Source organism: Kribbella sp. NPDC048915, from assembly GCF_040649595.1.
Classification (GTDB): domain Bacteria; phylum Actinomycetota; class Actinomycetes; order Propionibacteriales; family Kribbellaceae; genus Kribbella.
In genome coordinates this window covers 16,028-36,195 of the sequence record NZ_JBEZFT010000051.1, presented here as the reverse complement: position 1 = coordinate 36,195, position 20,168 = coordinate 16,028, and the positions used below count along the sequence as shown (strand labels likewise).

General features: G+C 69.1%; 16 protein-coding genes. 7 read left to right on the top strand and 9 right to left on the bottom strand.

What is annotated here, in order from left to right; translation table 11 throughout:
• Positions 1-24: 24 nt before the first annotated feature.
• Together AB0B82_RS23655 and AB0B82_RS23650 are read right to left on the bottom strand one after the other, a co-directional pair.
• The gene (locus tag AB0B82_RS23655) at positions 25-1,338 is read right to left on the bottom strand and encodes an AarF/ABC1/UbiB kinase family protein (protein ID WP_360172333.1); all 1,314 of its coding nucleotides are present in this window, start codon (positions 1,336-1,338) and stop codon (positions 25-27) included.
• A 161-nt stretch (positions 1,339-1,499) separates the two neighbouring features.
• Complete coding sequence (locus tag AB0B82_RS23650) at positions 1,500-1,658, bottom strand: DUF5679 domain-containing protein (protein ID WP_012922897.1); 159 nt, start codon at positions 1,656-1,658, stop codon at positions 1,500-1,502.
• A 521-nt stretch (positions 1,659-2,179) separates the two neighbouring features.
• On the opposite strand from AB0B82_RS23650, the gene AB0B82_RS23645 reads away from it, so the two are divergent.
• From AB0B82_RS23645 to AB0B82_RS23635, 3 genes are all read left to right on the top strand, one after another.
• Complete coding sequence (locus AB0B82_RS23645) at positions 2,180-2,716, top strand: YgjP-like metallopeptidase domain-containing protein (RefSeq protein WP_360172330.1); 537 nt, start codon at positions 2,180-2,182, stop codon at positions 2,714-2,716.
• Positions 2,717-3,849: 1,133 nt separating this feature from the next.
• Positions 3,850-6,054 carry an MMPL family transporter gene (locus tag AB0B82_RS23640; RefSeq protein WP_360172327.1) on the top strand — a complete coding sequence of 735 codons (2,205 nt, stop codon included), beginning with the start codon at positions 3,850-3,852 and terminating at the stop codon, positions 6,052-6,054.
• Positions 6,055-6,124: 70 nt separating this feature from the next.
• Positions 6,125-6,793: a uridine kinase gene (locus tag AB0B82_RS23635; RefSeq protein WP_360172325.1), complete on the top strand. Its 669-nt coding sequence runs from the start codon at positions 6,125-6,127 to the stop codon at positions 6,791-6,793.
• Between the two features lie 16 nt (positions 6,794-6,809).
• Here AB0B82_RS23635 and AB0B82_RS23630 read toward each other — a convergent pair whose 3' ends face one another.
• Entirely contained in the window at positions 6,810-7,355 is a 546-nt protein-coding gene (locus tag AB0B82_RS23630) for a CGNR zinc finger domain-containing protein (RefSeq protein WP_360172322.1), read from the bottom strand.
• A gap of 121 nt (positions 7,356-7,476) precedes the next feature.
• Between AB0B82_RS23630 and AB0B82_RS23625 the strand changes: the two genes are divergently transcribed.
• Positions 7,477-8,661, top strand: coding sequence for an MFS transporter (locus AB0B82_RS23625; RefSeq protein WP_360172319.1), 1,185 nt, complete (start codon positions 7,477-7,479; stop codon positions 8,659-8,661).
• Here the strand turns inward: AB0B82_RS23625 and AB0B82_RS23620 are convergent.
• A complete protein-coding gene (locus AB0B82_RS23620; protein WP_360172316.1) occupies positions 8,636-10,891 on the bottom strand; it encodes an FdhF/YdeP family oxidoreductase in 2,256 nt (751 codons plus the stop codon). The two genes, AB0B82_RS23625 and AB0B82_RS23620, sit on opposite strands and share 26 nt — an antisense overlap.
• 254 nt (positions 10,892-11,145) lie before the next feature.
• Between AB0B82_RS23620 and AB0B82_RS23615 the strand changes: the two genes are divergently transcribed.
• From AB0B82_RS23615 to AB0B82_RS23605, 3 genes are read left to right on the top strand one after another with little or no spacing between them, the layout of a single operon-like run.
• Positions 11,146-11,580, top strand: a complete 435-nt coding sequence (locus AB0B82_RS23615) for a hypothetical protein (protein ID WP_360172313.1) — start codon at positions 11,146-11,148, stop codon at positions 11,578-11,580.
• Between the two features lie 38 nt (positions 11,581-11,618).
• Positions 11,619-12,956: an MFS transporter gene (locus AB0B82_RS23610; protein WP_360172310.1), complete on the top strand. Its 1,338-nt coding sequence runs from the start codon at positions 11,619-11,621 to the stop codon at positions 12,954-12,956.
• Positions 12,953-13,909, top strand: a complete 957-nt coding sequence (locus AB0B82_RS23605) for an alpha/beta hydrolase (protein WP_360172307.1) — start codon at positions 12,953-12,955, stop codon at positions 13,907-13,909. The genes AB0B82_RS23610 and AB0B82_RS23605 overlap by 4 nt, the downstream gene beginning before the upstream one ends.
• 29 nt (positions 13,910-13,938) lie before the next feature.
• Here AB0B82_RS23605 and AB0B82_RS23600 read toward each other — a convergent pair whose 3' ends face one another.
• The 5 genes from AB0B82_RS23600 to AB0B82_RS23580 are packed head-to-tail and all read right to left on the bottom strand — an operon-like array spanning position 13,939 to position 20,156.
• Entirely contained in the window at positions 13,939-14,865 is a 927-nt protein-coding gene (locus AB0B82_RS23600) for a type II secretion system F family protein (protein WP_360172305.1), read from the bottom strand.
• A 1-nt stretch (position 14,866) separates the two neighbouring features.
• On the bottom strand, positions 14,867-16,801 hold the full coding sequence (locus tag AB0B82_RS23595) for a VWA domain-containing protein (RefSeq protein WP_360172302.1): 1,935 nt from the start codon (positions 16,799-16,801) through the stop codon (positions 14,867-14,869).
• Positions 16,798-18,186, bottom strand: a complete 1,389-nt coding sequence (locus tag AB0B82_RS23590) for a CpaF family protein (RefSeq protein WP_360172299.1) — start codon at positions 18,184-18,186, stop codon at positions 16,798-16,800. Before AB0B82_RS23590 ends, AB0B82_RS23595 begins: the two co-directional genes overlap by 4 nt.
• Entirely contained in the window at positions 18,186-19,343 is a 1,158-nt protein-coding gene (locus AB0B82_RS23585) for an AAA family ATPase (protein ID WP_360172296.1), read from the bottom strand. The genes AB0B82_RS23590 and AB0B82_RS23585 overlap by 1 nt, the downstream gene beginning before the upstream one ends.
• A 12-nt stretch (positions 19,344-19,355) precedes the next feature.
• Positions 19,356-20,156: an RcpC/CpaB family pilus assembly protein gene (locus AB0B82_RS23580; RefSeq protein ID WP_360172293.1), complete on the bottom strand. Its 801-nt coding sequence runs from the start codon at positions 20,154-20,156 to the stop codon at positions 19,356-19,358.
• Between the last annotated feature and the right edge of the window lie 12 nt (positions 20,157-20,168).

Genomic DNA, 20,168 nt, shown 5'->3' with positions numbered 1-20,168 from the left:
GCTGAGCGCTCCTGTGCAGGGCGCTCAGTCGTCGGTGAAACCGGGCAGGAGCTCGTCCAGGACGGAGCGGAACGGGGCCTCGGCCTCGAGCTGGGACAGCACCGCGATGCCGCCGATCCAGACCCGGTGGATCAGCAGGTACGACGGCGGCAGGTTGAGCCGGAGCGCCAGTGATGCGTTGGGGGAGCGGAAGTCGCTGGTCCGGTTCGCCTGGGCGCGCATCCACGCCCGGCTGAACTGGAACGTGTCGACCCGCGCCGGCTCGGCGAACGGCGCCAGGTAGTCCATCAGCTGCTCGGGATCGATGTCCATCCGCGGCTTGATGAACCCCTCGGCCCGGAGGCCGTCGCGGACTGCGACACCGTCGCCGTTCAGCGAGATCCGCAGCAGCCGGCCGATCGCCGGCGGCAGGCCGTCCGGGAGCCGGGCGCAGAGACCGAAGTCGACCACGCCGAGCCGTCCGTCGGCCATCACGCGGAAGTTCCCCGGGTGCGGGTCGGAGTGCAGCAGACCGGCGTACTTCGGCCCGCTGAACATGAACCGGACGTACTTCAGCCCGATCTCGTCGCGCTCCTGCTTGGTGCCCTCGGTGATGTACGACGACAGCGGGCGGCCCTCGACCCACTCGGACACGATCACCATCGGCGAGTGCTTCACGACACGCGGTACGACGAACTCCGGGTGGTCCCGGAACGCGTCGGCGTACTGCTGCTGCGCCTGCGCCTCGCGGTCGTAGTCGAGTTCCTCGCCGATCCGCTCCTGCAGCTCGGCGATCAGCGGCTTCACGTCCAGGCCGGGGATCATCGGGCCGATCGTCCGGCCGAGCCGGCCGAGCTGCCGCAGATCGGCGCGCAGCGCCTCGGCGGCGCCCGGGTACTGCAGTTTGACCGCGACCTCACGGCCGTCCTTGAGCCGCCCGCGATGCACCTGCCCGATCGACGCTGCCGCGGCGGGCAGGTCGTCGAACTCGTCGAACCGGTCCCGCCAGCGTTTGCCCAGCTCCCGCGACAGGATCGTGTGCACGGTCGAGGCCGGCATCGGCGGAGCGGAGTCCTGGAGCTTCGTCAGCGTCGCACGGTACGGCGCGGCGAACTCCTCGGGCATCGCCGACTCCATCAGGCTCAGCATCTGCCCGAACTTCATCGCACCGCCCTTGAGTTCACCCAGGACGGCGAACAGTTGGTCGGCGGTCCGGCGCTGGAACTCGGCCAGCACCGCCTCCGCGGGCGCACCGCCGATCCGCTTGCCCAGACCGACCGTCGCCCGCCCGGCGGCGCCGAGTGGCAGGCTGGCGAGTTTGGCGGTCCGGCTCAGCGCTTTACGAGGGAGGTCCGACACGTTCCCATTCTGTCCGGTCACCCAAGCCCGGCGCCCGCAGGGGCCGCTGTGGGCGAGCTGCGGGGTGTCGTGGGCCTGGACCGTGGATCGGGGCCGTGGACGACGAAAGGCGGTGCCCGGCACGGGGAACGTGCCGGGCACCGCCTCTACGACTTGGTGCGTCAGGCCTTGCCGAGGATCCGGTTCAGGTTCGTACCGCACTCGGGGCACTTGGCCTTGGCCATGCGCGTGCCCTTGTCGTTGACCTTGACCTCGCCGTCGGCGGTGCGCTTGGCCTTGCACTTGACGCAGTAGAACTCGCCGCTCCAGGTCTCTGCCATGAGGGCCCTCTCCTTGCTTGAATTCCAGCCCGGGGTCTCGCCCCGGGCAGTCGTTGGATGCTAACGACAGACCGTCCTGCCGTAGGCCGTTCGGCCCAGTCGGGATCACCCTACGGCAGCTTTCCGCTGGCTCAAGCGCACCTCCCGGCCCGCGCGCCGCCTGAACCCGCCTGGGAAAGCCTTTACCGAAAGTTTCGGTCAGACGGAACAGGCTCCCGGTGATCCGCCGTGCGGACCACTCGGCTTCCCCTCCGAGCGGCCCCGGCAGCGGTCCGGGAGCCTGTTGCCGACGACGCTAGGTGACCCCGCCGACGGCGGCAAGCCCGCGTTGTCCACGCCTGTGGACAACCCTGTGGGCAACCTGTGGGACGCGCCGCCGGACACTGTGGACGGGTGGGGGAACACGGTGTGAACAACCGGCAACGCCAAGGTCGCGATCTGCCGCCTGACCTGCGCAAACGTCCGTGCACAGGATGTGGACCGGAGAAAGTTGCCGGAATCTCGGGGTAGATTTCTGAGCCATGGCCGACTCTCCACCGCGTCCGATCCCGCCGTACGTGGACATCCGTCGCAGCAAGCGCCGCAAGCGCACGGTCAGCGCCTACCGGGACGGCGAGCGGGTCGTCGTCCTGATGCCCGACCGGCTGTCCGCCGCGGAGGAGGCGCAGTGGGTCGAGACCATGCTGGCGCGCCTGGAGAAGCAGCGCAGCCGATCCCGCGTGTCGGACGAAAAATTGTTGGCCAGAGCACACGAACTCGCGTGTCGTCACCTCCCCGAAGTGCCCGAACCTGCGTCAGTCAGGTGGGTTTCGAACCAAAACAGGCGGTGGGGATCCTGCACCCCGGCGGACCGATCGATCCGGTTGTCCACCCGACTGCAAGGCATGCCCGCCTGGGTCGTCGACTACGTACTGGTCCACGAGCTCGCCCACCTGATCGAACCGAGCCACAACGCCACCTTCTGGTCGCTCGTTCACCGCTACCCCAAATCCGAGCGAGCCGAGGGCTACCTGGAAGGCATCTCCGCCGCCTCCTCCCTGGATCTCGACGACTTCTGACCCGAACCCCCGACGCGCACGGCCGCACGGCCGCCGCGGGCGGCGCGATGGCGTGGTGCGGCGCGGTGGTGCGGCGCGGTGGTGTGGCGCGGTGGTGTGGCGCGGTGGTGTGGCGCGGTGGTGTGGCGCGGTGGTGTGGCGCGGTGGTGTGGCGCGGTGGTACGGCGCCGTGGTACGCCGGCACTCGTGGCGCCGGGCGACTTTGTGCATGGGATCCGTACTGAATCGGCGGCAGGGTACGGATCTGGTGCACAAAGTCAGTGCCGGCCGAGGCGGTACGGCGTACCTGTGGTGAACCACTCCACACGGCACGGTGACCTTCCACAAGGCACGGTGACCTTCCACAAGGCACGGTGACCTTCCACAAGGAATTGCGTGTGCAAGGTCCGCATCGCTTGTGAAACCTCCCCCCGGGCCTGTGCAACCCACGACAGGAAGGCGACCCCCGCGGTCACCGTCCACGCGGCACGGTGACCGTCCGCGCGGCACGGTGACTGTCCACGCGGCACGGTGACCGTTCACACCGGCAGGGTGACCGTCACACCGGCAGGGTGACCGTCACACCGGCACGGTGACCGTCACACCGGCACGGTGACCGTCACACCGGCACGGTGACCGTCACACCGGCACGGTGACCGTTCATACCGGAGGGGTGACCGTTCACACCGGCAGGGTGACCGTCACACCGGCACGGTGACCGTCCACGCGGCACGGTGACCGTCCACGCGGCACGGTGACCTTCCACACCCCGCGGTGACCGGTCCGCACCGCACCGCGACGCTTCGCAGCCGGCGCGAGTCTCCACACCCCGCGGCGAGCTTCCACAGGGTGTTGCGTGTGGAAGGTCGGCACAGCTTGGCGGAGGTCACCCGGGGGTGTGGAAGGTGACAGTCGGCGGTTGATCCAGCGTGTCTCACGCCGCCTCCTCCGCGGGACTCAACCACTCCCTCCGAGGGTGGGGTGCGTAGGGCGTACGGAAAAGGGTGGGGTGGGGTTTTCCTCAGGGTGGGCTGGGGGGATTCCTGCATGGTGGCGGACGGGTCGTGGAAGCGAGGCTTCTACCCGTAGGCCGGTGCCGCGCCAGGGAGGGCGCCGGGTGGGGCGCCGAGGGGGCGCAGAGGGGTAGGAGACGTATGGCCAGGGGACAGCTCACGGTTCGGGCGGCGCGCTGGAGCGCCACCCATCCATGGCGGGCGATCGCGATGTGGGTCGTGGTTGTGATCGCCTGCTTCGCACTCGGCAACGTGACCGGCACCAAGGAGTCGACGAACGAGGGCGACATCGGCGAGGTGACCCGGGCCGACAACATCGTCAAGTCCGGCAACTTCGACGACCCGGACGTCGAGAGTGTGCTGATCACCGCGCCGTCCGGGCAGCTCGACCAGGCCGCGGCGACCAAGGCGGCCGGCACGGTGGTTCAGCAGATGCGCGCTCTCGGTGGGGTCGCGCAGGTCGCGGACCCGATGCCGTCGCCGAAGAACGATGCGGTGATCGTCCGGGTCACCCTGAAGGACGCCCCTGAGGACGCGGACGACGCCGCGCGGGTTCAGCCGCTGCTCGACACGACAGCGAAGGTTCAGCAGCAGTACCCGGACCTCCGGATCGAGGAGGTCGGTGGGCTGTCGATCGGCAAGGCGCTCGACGAGACGCTGGGCGAGGACTTCAAGCGGGCGGAGATGTTCAGCCTGCCGGTGACGCTGGCGATCCTGCTGATCGCGTTCGGCGCGCTGATCGCTGCGTCGGTGCCGGTGCTGCTCGCGCTGTCCGCGGTCGCTGCCGCGATCGGGTTGTCCGCCGCGGCATCGCAGCTGGTGCCAGCAGTCGACGCGGTCAACAGCGTGATTCTGCTGATCGGTATGGCGGTCGGCGTCGACTACTCGCTGTTCTACCTCCGCCGCGAGCGTGAGGAGCGCGCCAAGGGGCGCGGTCACGTCGACGCGGTCGAGATCGCCGCGGCAACGTCGGGCCACGCGGTCGTCGTTTCGGGTACGGCGGTGATCATCTCGATGGCCGGCCTGTTCCTGGCTCGGGACGCGGTGTTCTCGTCCTTCGCGGTCGGCTCGATCCTTGTCGTCGCGGTGGCCGTCGTCGGCTCGCTGACCGTGCTCCCCGCCGTACTGGCGAAGCTCGGCCGCTGGGTGGACCGCCCGCGGATCCCGCTGCTGTGGCGGCTGACCGTGAGCAAGGGTGAGCCGCGGTTCTGGCCGGCGATTCTCAAGCCGGCGTTGAAGCACCCGGTCGCGACGCTGCTGGTCGCGGTGACCGCGCTGCTCGCGGTCGCGTCGCCGGCGCTGGGGATGACGCTGAAGTTCCCGGGCACCGAGGACCTCCCGCGGAGCACTACGGTGATGCAGGCGTATGACCGGCTGACCGCGGCGTTCCCGAGCACGGGCACCAGCCACGAGGTCGCGGTACGGGCGCCCGCGAACCAGCAGCCTGCGGTGAAGGCCGCGCTGGCCGACCTGATGGAGCGGACGAAGAGCGACAACCGGTACGCGTCGGACGGTCTGGAGGAGCCGCGGTTCTCCGACGACGGTACGGTCGCGACGCTTGAGGTCGCCACGCCGTACGAAGGTGGTAGCGAGCAGGCACGCGACTCACTGACCAAGCTGCGCAAGGAATTGATGCCGGAGACGGTCGGCAAGGTGCCGGGCGTGGAGTACGCGGTCGGCGGGTTCGTTGCGGCGGACGTCGATTATGCGGCGCACACGAAGGACAAGCTGCCGTTGGTGATCGGGTTCGTGCTGCTGCTGACGCTGATCGTGATGATGGTGACGTTCCGGTCCGTGGTGGTCGCGATCACCGCCATCGGGTTGAACCTCCTGAGCGCGGGCGCGGCGTACGGCGTCGTCACCGCGGTCTTCCAGAACACCTGGGCCGAAGGTCTGCTCGGCTTCCGCTCGAACGGTGCCGTGGTGAGTTGGCTGCCGCTGTTCCTCTTCGTGGTGCTGTTCGGACTGTCGATGGATTACCACGTCTTCGTGGTCAGCCGGATCCGCGAGGCGGTGCTCCGCGGCGTACCGACCAAGCAGGCCGTTGCCGAAGGCATCACCAGCTCGGCCGGTGTGGTGACCAGCGCGGCCGCGGTGATGATCGGGGTGTTCGCGGTCTTCGCGACGCTGAGCACGCTGGACATGAAGCAGCTAGGCGTCGGGCTCGCGGTCGCGATCCTGATCGACGCGACGATCATCCGCGCGGTGGTCCTGCCGAGCATCATGACCCTGCTCGGCGACGCCAACTGGTGGGCGCCGAAGTGGCTTCGCCCGAAGCAGGCCAAGCACGCCCTCGACACCCCGCCCGCCCCGGAGGAGGAGCGCGAGCTCACCCCCGTCGGCTGACGACCTGCAGTACGGCGCCCCGCCCGAAACCGTTCGGGTGGGGCGCCGCTCGTGCAGGAGAATGGTGGCCGTGGGTGACCGAGCTGAGGTGCTGGAGCAGCTGGCCGACGAGGTACTGCGGGTCGAGCGCCCGCATCCGGTGCGGGTCGGCGTGGACGGGTGTTCGGCGGCCGGCAAGACGACGTTGGCGGACGAGCTGGCCGACGTGCTGCGCCGAAGGACCGGCCGGGAGGTGATCCGTGCCGGGCTGGATCACTTCAAGCAGGCACCGGAGCTGCGGACGGCGTACCCGGTCGATTCGCCGGAGAGCTACTACTTCGAGATGTACGACAACACGGCGATCCGGGAACGGCTGCTGGCGCCGCTCGGTCCGGGAGGCGACCGGCGGTACGTGGCTGGACTGCGCGACAGCTCAGCCACCGTCGTACTGAAAGGTCCCGTGTGTACGGCGCCGGACGACGCGCTCCTGATCGCCGATGGAGCGTTCCTGCAGCGCCCGGAGCTCAATGACCACTGGGATCTGCGCATCTACGTCCACGTGAGCTTCGCGACCGTACTGCGTCGCGGCATCGCCCGGGACCAGCAATGGATGGACTCACCGGCCGCCGCCGAACAGCGCTACCGCACCCGCTACATCCCGGGCGAGCAGCTGTACATCAAAACCGTAGACCCAGCCGAACGCGCCGACCTGCTCGTCGACAACGAAAACCCTGCAGCCGCCACACTCAGCACTCCCTAGCCCGATCAGCCGCTCGTCACTCGGGAGCCGTCTGGCGGCGGGCTCGGTGGGCGGCGGCTTTGACCCGGGATTGGCATTGGGGGGAGCAGAAGCGGCGTTGGGCGTTCTTCGAGACGTCGACGAAGACACGGTCGCACTGGGGTGCGGCGCAGACGCCGAGGCGGCCGGCCAGGTCGCTGCCGACCGCCAGCGCGAGGCCGGCGGCGCATCCGGCGGCCCAGCCGTTGGCGAGTTGTTCGTCGGGGCCGTGGAAGTGCAGGCTCCACGGGCGGTCCTTGCCGCGGTCGAGTTGTGGGCGTGCGTTCGTGTCCAGTAGCAGTGCGTTGATCTCGCCGGCGGCCGCGTCCAGCTCGCCTGAGTTGGCGGCTTCGAAGACGATCCGCATCCGCCCGGCCAAGGCCACCAATCGCCGCGCGTCATCCACCGGCACCGACTTCGGCGGGTACCCGAGCGCCGTCAACGCCTCCGCCACGGCCCCCGCCACCGCGGCGTCGTCAGCACCCGGCCCGTCGTACGGCGTACCGCCCGAGTACCCGGGGGTCAGCCGATTCACGTACTCCACCGCAGCCGCCAGCACCGCGCGTGCATGACTATCAAAAGACACTTGACCAGTCACGCCATACCTCCGTAGTCTCGAACTCGCGTGACCGATCATAGCCACTTAGACAGTCATGGAGTCACGGATGAACGCAGTCTCCTCGCCGACGATCACCCCGCAAGAACCGCGTGCGTGGCGTGGGTTGCCGCGGGTGGTGTGGGTCTTGATGCTGGCGAGGGCAGTCAATCGGGTCGGGGCGTTCACGTTGCCTTTCCTCGGGGTCGTGCTGGCGGTGGAGTTCGGGGCCTCGATGGGGGAGACGGGAGCGGCACTGGCGGTGTTCGGGGCGGCGACGGTGCCGTCTCGGTTGCTCGGGGGACAGTTGGCCGACCGGCTCGGGCGGCGGCGGACGATCGTCCTCGGGCTGACGGGATGTGCGATCGCGCAGTTGTGGATCGCGGTGAACCACAGTCTCTGGTCCGCAGTGATGGCGACGCTGCTGCTCGGCCTGGTGTTCGAGATCTACGAACCGCCGAGCCAAGCGATGATCGCCGACGTCACCACGCCATTCGAACGACCCAGGGCGTACGGCGTCTACAGTGCAGCCCTCGCCGCTGCGGGTGTACTCGCCGGCCTGGTCGCCGCCGCGATCAGCCACTGGGATCTCCGCTGGCTGTTCGCTGTCGACGCACTCACCTGCCTGGCCTGCGCGGCACTGGTCGCACGAGCGCTTCCCAACGACGTACGCCGACAGCAGCACAACGAGGACGGCAAAGTATGGCGAGATCGCCGGCTGCTGATCCTGCTGGCCGGCGGCACGGTCTTCGCGACGATCTACATGCAGCTCGTCATCGGCGTACCGCTCACCCTGCTCGAGCACAACCTCCCGGAATCAGGCACCGGCATCATCCTCGCCGTCTCCGCGGCCACCTTGATCGTGGCGCAACGCGTCCTCAGAACGCAGCACCTGGACGACTTCCGCGCGATCGCGATCGGCTACCTGCTCGTCGCTGTCGGCCTCGTGGTTGTCGCGTTCGCGCACAGTCTGGCCACCTTCCTCGCGGCCGCAGTCCTGTGGAGTCTGGGCGAACTGTTCCTGCTGACTCGCTACCTCACCCAGGCGTCGGGCCTCGCCCCGAACAAGGCCCGCGGCCGCTACCTCGCCGTCTTCGGCCTGAGCTGGGGCATCGCCACCACGATCGCCCCGCTCACCGTCACCGAACTCCTTGAAACCGCAGGACCAGCAGGCCTCTGGCTCACCACTGCAGCGGCAGCCGTAGCGATGGCAGCGCTCCAGCCGTGGTTCAGGAAGCGGCTGGCTCCAGCCTGACCGTGAGCCCCTTCGCGACCGGCGTGTTGCTGCCCTTCGCGAGGTCGTCGGCCGACATCAGCACGTTGGTCTCCGGGTAGTACGCCGCGACGCACCCGCGCGCCGTCGGATACGCGACCAGCCGGAAGCGCGACGCCCGCCGCTCGACCCCCTGGAACTCGCTGACGATGTCGACGTACTGGCCGTCGCGCAACCCGAGATCCGCCAGGTCGTCCGGGTGCACGAAGACCACCTCGCGCGTCCCGTGCACACCCCGGTACCGATCCTCGAGGCCGTAGATCGTGGTGTTGAACTGGTCGTGACTGCGCAACGTCTGCAGCAGCAACCGCCCCGGATCCGTCGGCAACCAGGTCAGGTCGTTCGCGGTGAACTGCGCCCGGGCATCGGACGTACGGAACTCCCGCTTGTCGCGCGCCGCGTGTGCGAGCAGGAACTTGCCGCCGCCGTCCCGCAGCCGCTCCTCGTACCGTTCGTACCCGTCCGCGACCCGGCCGATCCGTTGCCGGATCAGGCTGTAGTCGTCGGCGAAGTCGGCCCACGGAATCTGGCCGACCTGCGGTACGACGGCCTGCGCCAACCCGCAGATGATGCCGACCTCGGACTTCAGCTCCGGCGCCGGCGGTGTCAGGTTGCCCTTCGACAGGTGAACCGCGCCCTGGGAATCCTCCACCGAGACAGACTGCGTCCCGGCCGCGGTGTGGTCGTGGTCGGTGCGGCCGAGGGTCGGCAGGATCAGCGCCTCGCGACCGGTGACCGTGTGGGACCGGTTCAGCTTGGTGGACACGTGCACGGTCAGGTCGCACTGCCGCAGCCCGCGGTGCACGACCTCGGTGTCCGGCGTCGCCGACGCGAAGTTGCCGCCCATGGCGAAGAACACCCGGACGGCGCCCTCGCGCAGCCGGCGCACCGTACCGGCCGCGTCGATGCCGTGCTCGCGCGGTGAGGTGAACGAGAACTCGTGGTCGAGCTTGTCCAGGAACGAATCCGGCATCCGCTCCCAGATGCCCATGCTCCGGTCGCCCTGGACGTTCGAGTGCCCGCGGACCGGGCAGGGACCCGCGCCGGGTTTGCCGATGTTGCCCTGCAGCAGCAGCACGTTCACGATCTCGGTGATCGTCGCCACGGCCTCGCGGTGCTGCGTCAAGCCCATTGCCCAGCAGATCACCGTCGCTTTCGAGCGAATGAACCGCTGCGCGAGCTCCTCGATCTCGGCGCGACGCAGACCGGTGGCCTGCTCGACCGAAGCCCAGTTGAGCTCGGCGTTGTGCTTGGTGTAGGCCTCGAAGCCGCTGGTGTGCGACTCGATGAACGACTTGTCGAGCACGGTCCCCGGGTTCGCCGCCTCGGCCTCGAGCAACAGATGCCCGAGCGCGAGGAACAGCGCCTGGTCGCCGCCGATCCGGATGGCCAGGTGCTGGTCGGACAGCTTGGTGCCCTTGCCGACCAGACCGCGCGGCTTCTGCGGGTTCAGGAACGTCATCAGGCCCGGCTCGGGCAGCGGGTTCACCGCGACGATCGAGGCCCCGTTGCGCTTGGCGGTCTCGAGGTGGGTGAGCATCCGCGGCGCGTTGGTGCCCGGATTCTGCCCGACGACGACGATCAGTTCGGCTTCTTCGAGCATTTCGAGCGTGACCGCGCCCTTCCCGCTGCCGATCACCTTCGAGAGCGCCGTACCTGACGACTCGTGGCACATGTTGGAGCAGTCGGGGAGGTTGTTCGTACCGTACGCGCGGACGAACAGCTGGTAGAGGAATGCGGCCTCGTTGCTGGTCCGGCCGGACGTGTAGAAGACGGCGTCATTGGGGTCGACGAGCGCCTTCAGATGCCGGGCGACGACCTGGAACGCCTCGTCCCAGCCGACCGGTTCGTAGTGGGTGGCGCCGGCCCGCAGCAGCATCGGCTCGGTCAGCCGGCCGAGTTTGCCGAGCTCGAACTCGGACATCCGGTCCATATCGGCGACTGAGTTCTCCGCGAAGAAGGCCCGCGGCACGCGCTTGCGGGTGGCTTCCCAGGCCACCGCCTTCGCGCCGTTCTCACAGAACTCGACGGTGTGCTGGTGCTGAGGGTCGGGCCAGGCGCAGGACGGACAGTCGAAACCGCGGTCCTGATTCATCTTCAGGAAGGTCCGCCCGGTGCGCACCGGCCCCATGTCCCGCAGACCGAACTTGAACGACGACAACACCGCGGGGACGCCGGCGGCCTTCCGCTTCGGCTGTTCGATGTCGACCATGACCTCAACGATAGGTCCATCTATCAGAAACCGTGGCTGTGATAGCCGAAGCTGTGGACAAGCAGGCGTGCGCCCCCGCGCGGATGGGTGGATCTGTGACCGCATCCCGTCGATGCCCAGCCGGCGGTCTCGGGAGTGGCCCGGATGTGGCATGAAGAAAGCTAATCGGAAGCATCGAAAAGATGACTTGGACTTATTGCGCACACCAGTCGAACACTGGTCTCACCGATGAACCACGATCTCTGGAGGCTTCGATGCCGGCAACCGATCACCTCGACCAGCTCCCCCTCGCGGGCACGCTGATCGCGACCGGGTACGACGGATGGTCGGCGCAGCTGCGTGTCGAGTTCGACCGATCGGCGGGCAACGGCATGGTCGGCCAGCGGCTGCTCAGTGAGTCCGACCGCGTCCGAGTCTGGGAGATCCGGCTCGCGCCGGGGGATCGCGTCCCGGCCCACCGCCATGTGCTCGACTACTTCTGGACGGCGATCACCGCCGGTCGCAGCCGGCAGCACACCCACGACGGCACCACGCGCGAGGTCACCTACACCGCCGGCGAGACGCGGCACTACACGTTCGGCGCCGGTGAGTACCTGCTGCACGATCTGGAGAACATCGGCGACACCGAGCTGGTCTTCACCACGGTCGAGTTCCTCCAGTCCGCGAACCAGCCCCTGCCGCTCGGCTGAGCGATTCACTCGGCGAGCGCTGTCATCCGGAGGTCCCGATGCTGCAATCCGCACCGCCCAGGCGCCCCGGCGCCCGCCCCCTGACACCGCGTCAGGTCGCGTTCACCGCCATGGTGGGCACGGCCGTTGAGCTGTACGACTTCATCCTCTACTCGTTCGTCGCCGCGTTGGTGTTCGGCCCGCTCTTCTTTCCTGGCTTCCACCCGTGGGTCGGTACGCTCGTGGCGCTGTCCAGTCACGCCGTCGCGTTCGTCACCCGACCGCTCGGCGCCGTCGTGTTCGGGTGGGTCGGAGACCGCTTCGGACGCCGACCTGCGCTGGTCGCATCACTGGGGCTGATGGGTGTTGCGACCGTCGGTGTCGGCTTGCTGCCGACGTACCAGACGATCGGCCTCGCGGCGCCGCTGGTGCTGGTGGGACTCCGGCTGCTGCAGGGGATGGCCGTCGGCGGCGAGTATCCGGGCGCCGTCGTCGTGGCCGTCGAGCACGCGCCGCCCGGCCGGCGGACCTTCTTCGGAGCCTTCGCCCAGCTCGGCATCATGCTCGGAATCCTGCTGGCCGGTGCGTCGTTGCTGATCGCGAACGCGGTGGTCGGGGTGGCGACCTTCCAGGCCTGGGGATGGCGGCTGCCGTTCCTGTTCAGCGCCGTGCTCGTGATCTGCGGTCTCGTCCTGCGCAACCGGCTGGCGGAGACACCCGAGTTCGTCGCCGCCGCGCAGCGGCTGGAGGCCGGCCGGCGGGCGGGCCGGCTGAGCGTTCTGCTCCGGCACAACCTCGGCACACTGGTGGTGTGCACGATGATGTGGATCGGCCCAGTGACCTTCGGCTACGCGTTTCTGACCGGCCTGCTCGCGTATACCAAGACCTACGTGCCGGAGTTGTCGGCGACGACCGTGCAGATCGGCCTCGTCCTGACGGCAACCGTGCTCGTCGGAGTGGCCGGCTCCTCCGCCTGGTTCGGTGACCGCTGGGGCCGGGAACGGACACTGCTGCTGGCCGGCGTTTGGATGATGGTCTGGGCGGCCCCGTCGTACTGGCTGATCGAGACCGCCTCGGCCGGTCTGTTGTGGACCGCGATGATCCTCGGTGGGCTGGCGTACGGGGCGATCGGCGGTGTGGCGCCCTCGTTGATGACCGAGATGTTCCCGGTCGAGGTTCGTTACCTCGGCGTGGCAATCGCCATCGCGGTGAGTGCGTTCGTCGGCGGCGCGGTGTTGCCGCTGGGTGCGCTGGCGGTGGTCGGGGCGGCCGGCGGCGCCAGTTGGCCGATGGTCGCGATGATGATCGTCGCCGGTGCGGCGTCCACAGTCGCCGGAGCGATCCTCCACCGGTCCCGCGCGGCCCGGCAGGCTGATGTCGCCATGGTGACCGCGTGACGGATGGCCCGGTGATCGCGGTCGCACCGGAAGTGGCCGCCCTGCTGGCCCGCAGGGCGGCCTCCGGTGCCCACACCCTCCCGGCGTCGGTCGAGGACGCCCGTCGTGGGGTCGCCGCCTACCTGCAGTGGCAGGCGCCGCCTGAACCGGTGGACCGGGTCGTCAACCTGTCGATTCCGGTGGCGGCAGGTCGGGTGCCGATCCGCATCTACTACCCGGCTGGTGGCCCGCCGTACCCGGCGGTGGTGCACTTCCACGGCGGCGGATGGACGGTCGGCGACCTGGATCTGGTCGACGTTCCACTCCGGGCACTCGCCAACCGCAGCGGGTGGGCGGTCATCTCGGTCGGCTACCGCCTCGCGCCGGAACATCCCTTTCCGGTGCCGCTCGACGACTGCTACCGGGCCGTGTGCTGGGTAGCTGCCAATGCCGCTCGCTTGACCGTGGACGCCGACCGCCTGGCCGTCAGCGGTGACAGCGCGGGGGCGAACCTGGCGGGTGCAGTGTGCCTGCGGGCCCGCGACGAAGCCCGGCCACCGTTGACTCTGCAGGTGCTGATGTATCCGCCGACAGACTCGGCCCTGTCGACGCCCACCAGCACCGAGTACGCCGACGGATACCTTCTCAGCCGGCCCCTGATGCGCTGGTACTGGCGCCAGTACGCGCCCGACCCGGCCCAGGCGCGTCATCCGCTGGCGTCGCTGCTGCGGGCGGAGCTCGCCGGCCTGCCGCCCGCCTTCGTGGCCACCGCCTCGTGTGACCTGCTGCGCGACGACGGTGAGCGGTACGCCGAAAACCTCCGTGCCGCGGGCGTCCAGGTCGACCAGCGCCGGTACGCCGGCACGATTCACGGCTTCTTCCTGATGAACGGCGTAGTGCCGGCAACCACCCGCCTGTACGCCGACATAGCGGCGGCGCTCCGGCGAACAGCTTCTTCCGCACCAAGGACCTGACGGCTCGTACGCAGCCCGCGGCTGGGCTGCTACTTGCCCAGGAAGACCTGGAAGATGTTCAGTGCGCCCGGGCCGATGATCACGATGAACATCGACGGGAACAGGCAGAACACCAGCGGGAACAGGATCTTGACCGGGACCTTCTGTGCCTTCTCCTCGGCCCGCTGACGGCGCCGCAGTCGCATCTCCTTGGCCTGCTCGCGCAGCACGTCGGCGATCGTGATGCCGAGTTCACCGGCCTGGACCAGAGCGGACACGAACGCCCGCAGTTCCGGGACCGTCGTCCGCTCGGTCATCGCCCGCAGCGCCTGCGCCCGGGACTTGCCGATCTGGATCTCCTGCAGCACCCGGGACAGCTCGGCGGCCAGCGGTCCCTGGGTGTTGCGGGCCACCTGGGCCAGCGCGGCGTCGAAACCGAGCCCGGCCTCAACGCAGACCGTCAGCATGTCGAGTGCGTCCGGCAGCGCACGCTGGATCTTGTCCTGCCGTTTGGTGCCGGCGTTGTACAGCAGGAGATCCGCGAGGAAGAACCCGAACGTCGCACCGATCGCGGCCCCGACGACGAACAGTCCGATCGCGCGGACGCCGTACAGCGCACCGAGGGCGCCGAAGCCGAACATGCCGAGGCCCTTGGCCGCCAGGACCCGGTCGGGTGTCCATCCCGACGGGTTGCCGGCCAGGTCGAGGCGGCGTTGCAACTTCGTCGTGATCCCGGTCGGTGACAACCGCACCGCCAGACCGCGCAGCCAGCCGGGCAGCCAGCCGGGCAGCGCTCCGAACGCGTCCCGCTCGGGGTCGGCCGGCAGCGATCCCTGCTGGGAGTAGTGGGTCTCGATCGTGGTCAGTGCCCGCGCGATCCCGCTCGGCGCGGGACGTGCGGTGATACTGAGGACGGCCAGGACGATGGCGAGTCCCAAGGCGGCCACTCCGCCGATCAGCAGCACAGTCGCGTTCATGTCATGCCTCCACCTTGATCACTGCACGGATCCAGAACGCACCGACGACGATCAGCGCCGCGCCCGCCGCGACCATCAGGATTCCGGGCGTCGTGGTCACCAGCGGGCTCATGTACTCCGGTTTGATGAAGGCCAGCCACGCTGCGAGCGCGAACGGCAGCGCGACCAGCACATAGCCGGACAGCCGGCCCTCGGCGCTGACAGCGCGGACGTGGCGCCGGATCTGCGCCCGCTCGCGGATCGTCTCGACGGTGTTCGTCAGCACCTCGGCGAGGTTGCCGCCGACCTCTCGCTGGATCCGCGTGGCCATGACCACCCAGTGCATGTCGTCGGACTCCATCCGCTCCGCCACGTGCGTCAGACCGTCCTCCAGCTCCACACCGATGCGCGTCTCGGCCAGTGCGCGAGAGAACTCACCCGCGGCCGGCTGCGTCCCGTCCCGCACCACCGCGTCGACCGACTGCGCGAGGGAGAACCCGGAGCGCAGCGATCCGACGATGAGCTGGAGTACGTCGGCCAACTGCTCGCCGAACGCCGTACGCCGACGTGCGATGCGGATGTTGAGGTAAAGATGCTGTACTACCCAGCCGGTGACCAGGCTGATCGCGGCACTCAGCAGCACGGCGACACCGAGGAGTGTGAACACGGCTGCCAGCACAGCCACGGTGCAGAGTGTCAGTACTACCCACTCGCCCGGTTTGCGCCGCACATCGGCGAGATCGAGGCGCCTCGCCAGTCCCTCCTCGGCGCCGCTCGAGCGCAGTAGCTGGTCGATGAACCCGACTGCCGTGCGAGCGGCTGCGTTGTCGCCCTGCTCCGACAGGTCGTCGCGACGAGGTCCGTAGTGGCTGACCTGCTCGAGCAGGCGGCGTGTGGAGTCCTCACGTGCGCCGCGCCAACGGAGCAACAGCACGACGAACAGGACGATGAGGAAGATGCCGGTCAGCAACGCGAGCAGTTCCCACGTCCAGACGGTTCGATGCGGTGCAGGTGACGCAGGCGGTACTGCGGCCTCGGTCGGCTGCGGTGTGGGCGACGCGGCGAGCGGTGCGAACGTGAGCCCCTTCTTCGCGCTCACCGAGCCGATGGTGACGCGCAACGTGACACTGCGGCCGGCCAGCTCGTCAGGTACGGCGACGTCGACGCGCGCGCGTGCGGTGAAGTTACGCGCCACGGAGGCGAACGCCGCGGTCAGTTCGCCCGCGCTTCGAGCTGTGAGCGTCCGGCCGCCCGCAGCGGCAGCGATCTGCTGAGCCGCCGACGCGTCACCGCTGCCGTAGCGGAACGCGACCACATCAGCCGGAACACGTTCTGCGGCGAGCTTTCCGGTGACCGAGGCGAGTGTGTTGCGGCTGGACGTGTCGACGCCGTCGGACAGCACGACCAGCCTGCGCTGGGCCGTCGGACCGAGCTTGGCGGCGTCGAGCGCCGACACCGCCACGTGCACGGCGTCGTACAGCGACGTGTCACCGACCGCCTTCACCTGTCCCAGTGCAGCGCGGACGCGAGTGCGGTCGGTCGTTGGTGCGACCACCAACCGCGGTTGGTCGTCGAACGTGACCAGTCCGGCCAGCACGTCGCTCGGCAGGCTGGCGATGTAGCTCAGCGCGGCCTGTCGTGCGGCGGCGATCCCTGAGTCGGCCATCGAGCCGCTGGTGTCCAGCACGATCATCATCGCGCGCGGCGGTGCAGCCGTCACCGACGTACTGCTCACGGACGTCACCGTCGCGGGCAGCGCCGTACCGTCCGCGTCGACGCGCACGTTCTTCGCGTCGAGCTTGCCCGGCACGTTGGCGGTGGTGAGGACGAAGCCGGCATGGCCCGGACTCACCTGCACGGAGTCGATGCGGGCCGAGGGAGCGTCGGCCGCGTGCGCGGCTGACGGCACCGCGAGCACGAGGACAGCGGCGACCAGTGCGCGCAGCACGTTTCTCATCGCGGCACCTCTTCCAGACCGAACATGCGTGAGGGCAGCTGGACGCCGCGGTCGGCGAGCCGGTCCAGGAACCCGGGCCGCAGCCCGGTCGCCCGCAGCGACCCGCGGAACCAGCCGCTGTCGTTCACCCCGGCGTGGAAGTCGAAGAGGAACAGGTCCTGCAGCGAGATGACGTCGCCCTCCATGCCGGTGACCTCGGTGATGTGCGTGATCCGGCGGGTCCCGTCCTTGAGGCGCGCCTGGTGCACGATCAGGTCGATCGCCGACGCCATCTGCTCGCGGATCGCGCGCTGCGGCAGCTCGACGCCCGCCATCAGCACCATGGTCTCCAGCCGCGACAGTGAGTCGCGTGGTGCGTTGGAATGCACCGTGGTGATCGAGCCGTCGTGACCGGTGTTCATCGCCTGCAGCATGTCCAGCGCGGCGCCGTCGCGGACCTCACCGATGATGATGCGGTCCGGGCGCATCCGCAGCGCGTTGCGGACCAGGTCGCGGATCGCGATCTCACCACGGCGCTCCACGTTGGACGGTCGCGACTCCAGACGCAGTACGTGCTCCTGGCGCAGCTGCAGCTCGGCCGCGTCCTCGATCGTGACGATGCGCTCGTCGTCGGGCAGGAACGACGACAGCACGTTCAGCGTCGTCGTCTTGCCGGACCCGGTACCGCCGCCGATCAGGATGTTGAGCCGGCCGCGGACACACGCCTCGAGCAACTCGGCGACCGGTCCGGTGAGCGTGCCGAACGACATCAGATCGTCGACCGTGAACGGGTCCGCCGCGAACTTCCGGATCGTCAACAGCGACCCGTCCAAGGCGATCGGCGGTACGACTGCGTTCACGCGACTGCCGTCGGGCAACCGCGCGTCCACCATCGGGCTGGCGTCGTCGACGCGCCGGCCGACCCGCGACACGATCTTGTCGATCGTCCGGCGCAGGTGGCTCTCATCGGTGAACGCCGCGTCCACCGGCGCCAGCCGGCCGTCCCGCTCGACGTAGATCTGGTCGTGGCCGTTGACCATGATCTCGGAGACACCCGGGTCGCGCAGGTACGGTTCGAGGGGCCCGTGGCCGAGGATCTCGTCCGCGACCTCCTGCGCGACCCGCGTGCGGTCGGCGACCGTCATCGGGGTGTCGTCGCGCTGCAGTACCGCCTGCAGGGTCTGCGTCACCTGCTGTTCGAGCACACGCTGGTCGAGGTAGGCGTCGTACAGCTTCGGGCCCAGTGCCTCCAGCAACCCCTGGTGCACGCTGCGCTTCACGCCGGCGAACGGGTCGGCGTTCCGGGCGGCGCGGCGCGGGACATCGGTGGTCTGCTTGCTCGGAACCGCGCGGAGCTCAGTGCCGGAACGGGTCTGCCGTTGCGCGAGTCGTTCGGACAGGTTCATCATCGCCTCCCCGCGCTGCGACGCGCGAACGCCCTGGCCCGTACCGGCGCCGGCCGGCTCAGCAGCCGCTCGTGGGCGAACTTGGTGATCGCCTGGCTGACCGGATGAGTGGGCGTCGCGATGACGATCGGCGTGCCCTTGTTGATCGAGATCGGCACGTTCCGGCTGGACGGGATGTGGCCGTTGATCGAGCTGCGGACCACCCGCTCGACGTCGCTCGAGGACAGCCCGACCTTCGAGTCGGAGCGGTTCACGACCACGGACCGGATCTCCCGCGAGTACGACAGCAGGTCGAGCATGTCGAGGGTGATCCGCATGTTCTTCATCGCGGGCGTGTCCGGCGTCGTCAGCAGGACATGGTGATCCGAGGCGTCCATCGCGGTCAGCACGTGCTCACTGAACTGCGCGGGTGTGTCGACCACGACGAAGTCGTACATCCCTTTCAGGACAGCGAGAAGCTCGGCGACCAGCGCGGCGGGGATCTTCTCGGCGTCGCCGGGTGTGACCGGTGCCAGCAGCACGTCCAGCCCGGGACCGTACGACGTCAGCAGCGACGCCGCACCGGTCGTGTCGAGGTGCCCGGCCATCGGCAGCGCGTCGCTGATCGTCCGGACCGGCTCGAGCTGGACGCTGATCGCGACGTCGCCGAAGGACAGGTCGAGGTCCACGATGCAGACCTGGTTGCCCGCGCTCGCGAGCGCGGCCGCCAGGTTGATCGCGATCGTGGTCTTGCCACAGCCGCCCTTGGCCGCGAACACCGTGACGACCTTGCCCTGCTGCGACGGCTCCGCGCCGTCGTTGAGGCGGGCGTGGTGCGACAGTTCGCGGGAGCGGTTGCAGGCTGCCGTCAGTGCGTCGTCGTCGCCTGCGGTCACCACCTCGCGGACCCCGGCACGCAGTGCCTCGGTCAGCAACGCGACATCCACGTGATCGCGGACCAGGATCACACCCGCGGTCGGCCGCACCATCCTCAGGTCCGCAGCGAACCGGAGTGCGTCGTGGACGTCGGCGGCCGGGCCGACGACGACGAGGTCCTCGGCCGGGTCGTCGCGCAGCGCGTGCAGTACGGAGGGGAGGTCGTCCACGGTCCGCACCGGTCCGCCGATGCTCGGAATCAGGTCGTCCGGCCGTGCGGCCGGGTGGCACAGGATGGTCATCGCACTGGTCCTTTACTTCGACTTCGCCGGCGGGAACAGGGGGACGACGTGGGTGTCGGGCGTGACCTTGGCCGACGGTCCGAGCAGCGCCAGGTACGGCAGACTCGTCTGGGTCAGCAGGATCAGCCGCTCGGCGTCGTCCTGGTCGACCGCGAAGGTCACCATGGTCATGTCCGTCTGGTTCGAGGACGTCTGCGCGGCCACACCGGTCGCCTTCGAGTCGTCCACAGTTCTGGTCGCGGGGCCGATCCCGATCACGCGGACCTTGGGGACGACGACACGGGTGTTGCCGAGCCCCTTGCCGATCTGCTGCTTGTGCTGGCCGGTGCAGTTCGGCTGCCCGTTCGCGTCGGAGCTACCGGTCACCAGGGTGCCGAACACCGCGACCTCGGAGCCGACCTTGATGTTGCCGGCCACGGCCTCCGGGCTGCACAACGTGATCGTCACCGCGACCTTGCCGTCCGGGATCGCCAGCCCGCCCGCGGCCTGCGTTGCGGTGATCAGGGCCGACTTCAGCAGTACCTGACCCGGCGCGAGGTCCGACGACGTGACCAGCGCCTCCTGGCCCGGCGTGATCTCGGTGGCCGCGTCCGAGGACACCGACGACGCGGGCAGGGTTTCCTTGCGCAGCAGGGCTTTCGCGGCGAGTCCCGACGTACCGGACGGGATCTGCTTGTCGGCGACCAGGACGGTCACCGCTTGCTGCCCGGCCACGGCGCGGGCGTCTGCGCGGTTGACGTAGACCAGCACGGCGACCGTTCCCAGCACGGCCAGCGCGACCGCCAGGACGACGCTCACAACTCGACGTTTCATGGTTCTCTCTCT